Raw genomic sequence first — 3,602 nt, 5'->3', positions numbered from 1 at the left:
GATCCCCACCACGAGAGTGCTGGACCGGCCCACCGTGGAGGACCTCCGCTCCAAGCTGCCCGCGACCATGGACGTGCGCCTGGGAGCCCGGACGCTCTACGGCATCGCGGTGACGAAGGACGACTCGCCCACGAGCGCGCTGCGCGACCTGGTGGACCGCGTCGCGATGCACGCGGAGAGGCCGGAGGACGTGCAGGCCCAGGTGCGCTCCGTGCTGGCCGCGGCGGAGGGCGACCCGAAGAAGGCGCTCCAGTTGGTGGACAAGAGCGTGCTCGGCATCGACTCGGCGGCGTCCACCGTGAAGGAGAGCATCCTCAACGTCTCCGTGCTGCACGAGGTGCTGGCGGACTCGTTCTACACGGGCGGCATCGCGGGCCCCAAGCCGGTGCAGGACGCGGGCGTGCTGCCCATGCCGCTGGAGCTGCCGCCGGATCCGTACGCCCACTCCGTCATCATCCTGGGCGGCTCGCGCGTGGCGGCCGTCGGCAACGCGACCACCTCCGGCGTGCACGTCCAGGAAGCCGACGCCGTGGTGGAGCTCAACCCGTAGCGCTGGAACCCCTTTTTCCGGAGGACACCCCCATGCCCGACCCCTTCGCCCTCAGTGGCCTCGTCGCCCTCCAGCGCACCGCGCTGCCGGAGGTCAGCCTCTCCGCCACGCCGGACGCGCCCGACGCGAAGGTCGCGGCGCTGGAGAACCTGGCGGGCACGCGCGCGAAGCTGGACCTGGACGCCGTCGTGCTCAAGGCCCTGGAGGTGCGCATCTCCCGCCTGCCGCCCATTCCCGCCGTGCCCGTGACGCTCCAGGACCTGGTGCGCGCCGCGCGCCGCAAGCTCGCCGCCGAGCGCCAGCGCGACGTGGGCGTCTGGGTGGATACGCGCGTGAAGCTGGCGACGCGGCTCGTGCAGAAGCTGGAGGAGTGATGCGCAAGCTGCTCGAAGCCAGCATGGGGCAGCGCTGCTACCTCTTCACCACGCTGGGCCAGGTGTACGTGGGCCTGGTGGTGGAGCTCATCGACGACGTCGTCCACCTCACCGGGCCGGACGGCATCACACCCGTCTACATCAACCTGTCGGACGTCTCCGGCGTGCGCCAGTACGACGAGGACGACGACCTGGGGACCGCGCGATGATTGAACAACTGCTGCAGCAACTCATCGAACGCACGGAGAGCCGCTACTTCGGCAAGTACCGCGGCTACGTGACCAACGTGTCGGACCCCCTCAACCTGGGGCGCATCCAGTGCGTGGTGCCGCGCCTGATGGGGGACGTGGCCACCGGCTGGGCCATGCCGTGCACGCCCTACGCGGGCCCGGACCAGGGCCTCTTCGTGGTGCCGGACGTGGGCGCGGGCGTCTGGGTGGAGTTCGAGGGCGGCGACCTGTCCCAGCCCATCTGGAGCGGCATGTGGTGGGGCCAGCCGGCGCTCGCGGACCTGGGCCAGCCGGACTCCACCGCGCGCGTGGCCCCGGACGTCAGCGAAGTGCCCAAGCACGACTATCCGCCCCAGTCCGCGGTGCCGGGCGTGCGGATGCTCAAGTCCGCCACGGGCCACTACATCGTCCTGGACGACCGGCCGGAGTCCGCGCGCGTGGAGATCCACGACCGGCAGGGCAACCGCGTCATCCTGTCCGCGGAGGGCCTGGACCGGCTCATCAGCAACGAGCGCACGGTGAACGAGGGCAACCGCTCCGCGGAGGTGGACGGCGACGACCGGCTGGAGGTGGGCGGCACGCAGGAGGAGACGGTGGACGGCAGCCACACCCGCGACGTGGGCGGGGACGTGTCGCTGCACGTGACGGGGTCGCTGACGGAGAAGGTGGACGTGGCGGGCTACAGCCGCGTGGTGGGCGGCACGGGCCTGAAGGAGACGGTGGGCGGCCCGCGCGAGGACCGCATCCAGGGCAGCCACACGCGCACCGTGTCCGGCGCGTCGCAGGAGACGGCGGTGGGCGGCTTCGGCGTCACGTCCGGCGGCAACGTGAACCTCGCCGCGGGCAAGGCGGTGAAGGTCGCCGCGACGATGCCGGACCTGCCGGGCCCGTCGCTCAACGCCGTCTCCATCGACGCGCTGATGGGCAACGTGTCCATCAACACCATGCTGGGCATGTGCCAGGTGGGCGGCATCTCCGCCATCTCGCCCATGGTGCTGGGCGACGGGCTGGCCATCCACTTCACGATGCTGGCGCAGATCCTCAAGGCGGTGAACCCGATGACGGTGGCCGCGTACGGGCCGCTGCTGGACGTCTGGGCCGCGATGACGCCGATGCTGGACTGGTCCTACTTCGGCTTCGTCAAGCGCTTGCCGGTGGGGTGACGCGATGAGGGAGCCCGGCTGGAGTCCGCTGGAGGCGTCGGTGCTGCGCGAGCGGCTGGAAGAGGTGAAGGCCCTGCTGCTCCAGGCGGCGGCGGTGGGCGTGGCCCAGGACGCCGAGCGGCTGGAGAGGCTGATGGAGCTGGAACAACGCACCCGGGAGGACGCGCGTGGCCGAGTTCAACGACGCCGCTATCGCTGAGCTCCACGGCGCGCTGGAGGTCTGCTGCGAGGAGCTGGCGAAGGCCCTGGCCGAGACGGAAGGGACGGACGGCACCGGGGCGGACGGCAACGGGACGGACGCGGGGGCCGCGGCCGGGCCCGCGTGGCGGCCATTGGTGATTGGCGTGCCGCCGGGGCTGGAGCAGTTGGTGGGCATCGTCAAGCCGCCGCTCCAGATCATCATCGCGGTGCTCCAGTTCGTGAAGGCGCTGCTCCAGGCGCTGGCGGCCATCCTCCTGGGGCTGCCGGATCCATTCCGGGCGCTCATCCTCGCGGCCTACGCGCTGCTCAAGGACATCATCGACGACCTGCTCAACGCGGGGGCGTACCTCTACGCGGACGCGCCGGGCATCGGTCCCACGGAGACGAACCTGGCGGAGACGGGCTTCATCCCGAACGTTCCCAGGGACTTCAAGGCGGGCTTCGCGCTGGAGCGCCCGCCGGTGACGCCGGACGGCTTCGCGCGCTGGGCGGGGCGGTTCACCGCGTCGTTCGACGACCCGGGGGACAACTCGCGCCCGACGGTGACGGACGGCGCGCCGGTGCAGGCGGTGTTCATCGTGATGGCGGCGCCCTCGCTGGATGCGCTCCGGCAGGCGCTGTACCTCCTGGGTAAGCTGCTCAACATCAGCGCGTTCAAGAAGGCGTTCGAGAAGTACCCCAGGGGCGCGTTGGATCCGCGCCGCGCCAGGGCTCGCGGCAAGTCGGTGAAGCCGGACTGGAAGTCCGCGCGCATGCGCGACCTGTTCCCGGACCTGGAGAAGCTGCTCATCCTCCCGGAGGCGCTCAGGTCGCTGCTGTTGTCCGTGGACAACCTCGCGGCGCTCATCAAGAGCCTCGCCGCCGCGATGCAGGACAAGGTGCAGGTGTTGATGAAGCTGGTGCAGGCGGTGCAGGCCATCATCGACCTGCTGGACGCGCTCAAGTCCGCGGGCATGTACGCGCTGCCGGTGTCCACGACGGGCGGGGTGGCGGGGCTGAAGCAGGCCTTCCTCACGGCGGCGAACCGGCCCCCGGGCGGCTACGTGGGCGGCATCTGCCTGCTGGCGGCGGGCCCCAACCTGGC

The 3,602-nt window shown here is 71.2% G+C and carries 6 protein-coding genes; all 6 read left to right on the top strand.

Annotated features, from left to right (window positions below):
- Positions 1-550, top strand: a 550-nt coding sequence (locus D7W79_RS44095; protein ID WP_158617169.1) for a hypothetical protein, incomplete at its 5' end; no start/stop codon positions are given.
- A gap of 32 nt (positions 551-582) precedes the next feature.
- Entirely contained in the window at positions 583-924 is a 342-nt protein-coding gene (locus D7W79_RS40150) for a hypothetical protein (protein WP_120530487.1), read from the top strand.
- Positions 924-1,133: a hypothetical protein gene (locus D7W79_RS40145; protein ID WP_120530486.1), complete on the top strand. Its 210-nt coding sequence runs from the start codon at positions 924-926 to the stop codon at positions 1,131-1,133. Before D7W79_RS40150 ends, D7W79_RS40145 begins: the two co-directional genes overlap by 1 nt.
- Positions 1,130-2,317, top strand: coding sequence for a phage baseplate assembly protein V (locus D7W79_RS40140; protein ID WP_120530485.1), 1,188 nt, complete (start codon positions 1,130-1,132; stop codon positions 2,315-2,317). Before D7W79_RS40145 ends, D7W79_RS40140 begins: the two co-directional genes overlap by 4 nt.
- Positions 2,318-2,321: 4 nt before the next feature.
- On the top strand, positions 2,322-2,516 hold the full coding sequence (locus D7W79_RS40135; RefSeq protein ID WP_120530484.1) for a hypothetical protein: 195 nt from the start codon (positions 2,322-2,324) through the stop codon (positions 2,514-2,516).
- On the top strand, positions 2,485-3,602 hold a 1,118-nt coding region (locus tag D7W79_RS40130; RefSeq protein ID WP_147442306.1), incomplete at its 3' end, for a hypothetical protein. The genes D7W79_RS40135 and D7W79_RS40130, both read left to right, overlap by 32 nt.

Source organism: Corallococcus exercitus, assembly GCF_003611585.1.
In the GTDB taxonomy this organism is placed as follows: Bacteria; Myxococcota; Myxococcia; order Myxococcales; family Myxococcaceae; genus Corallococcus; species Corallococcus exercitus.
The sequence above is the reverse complement of the archived record's forward strand: the minus strand, read 5'-3'. Positions and strand labels throughout refer to the sequence as shown.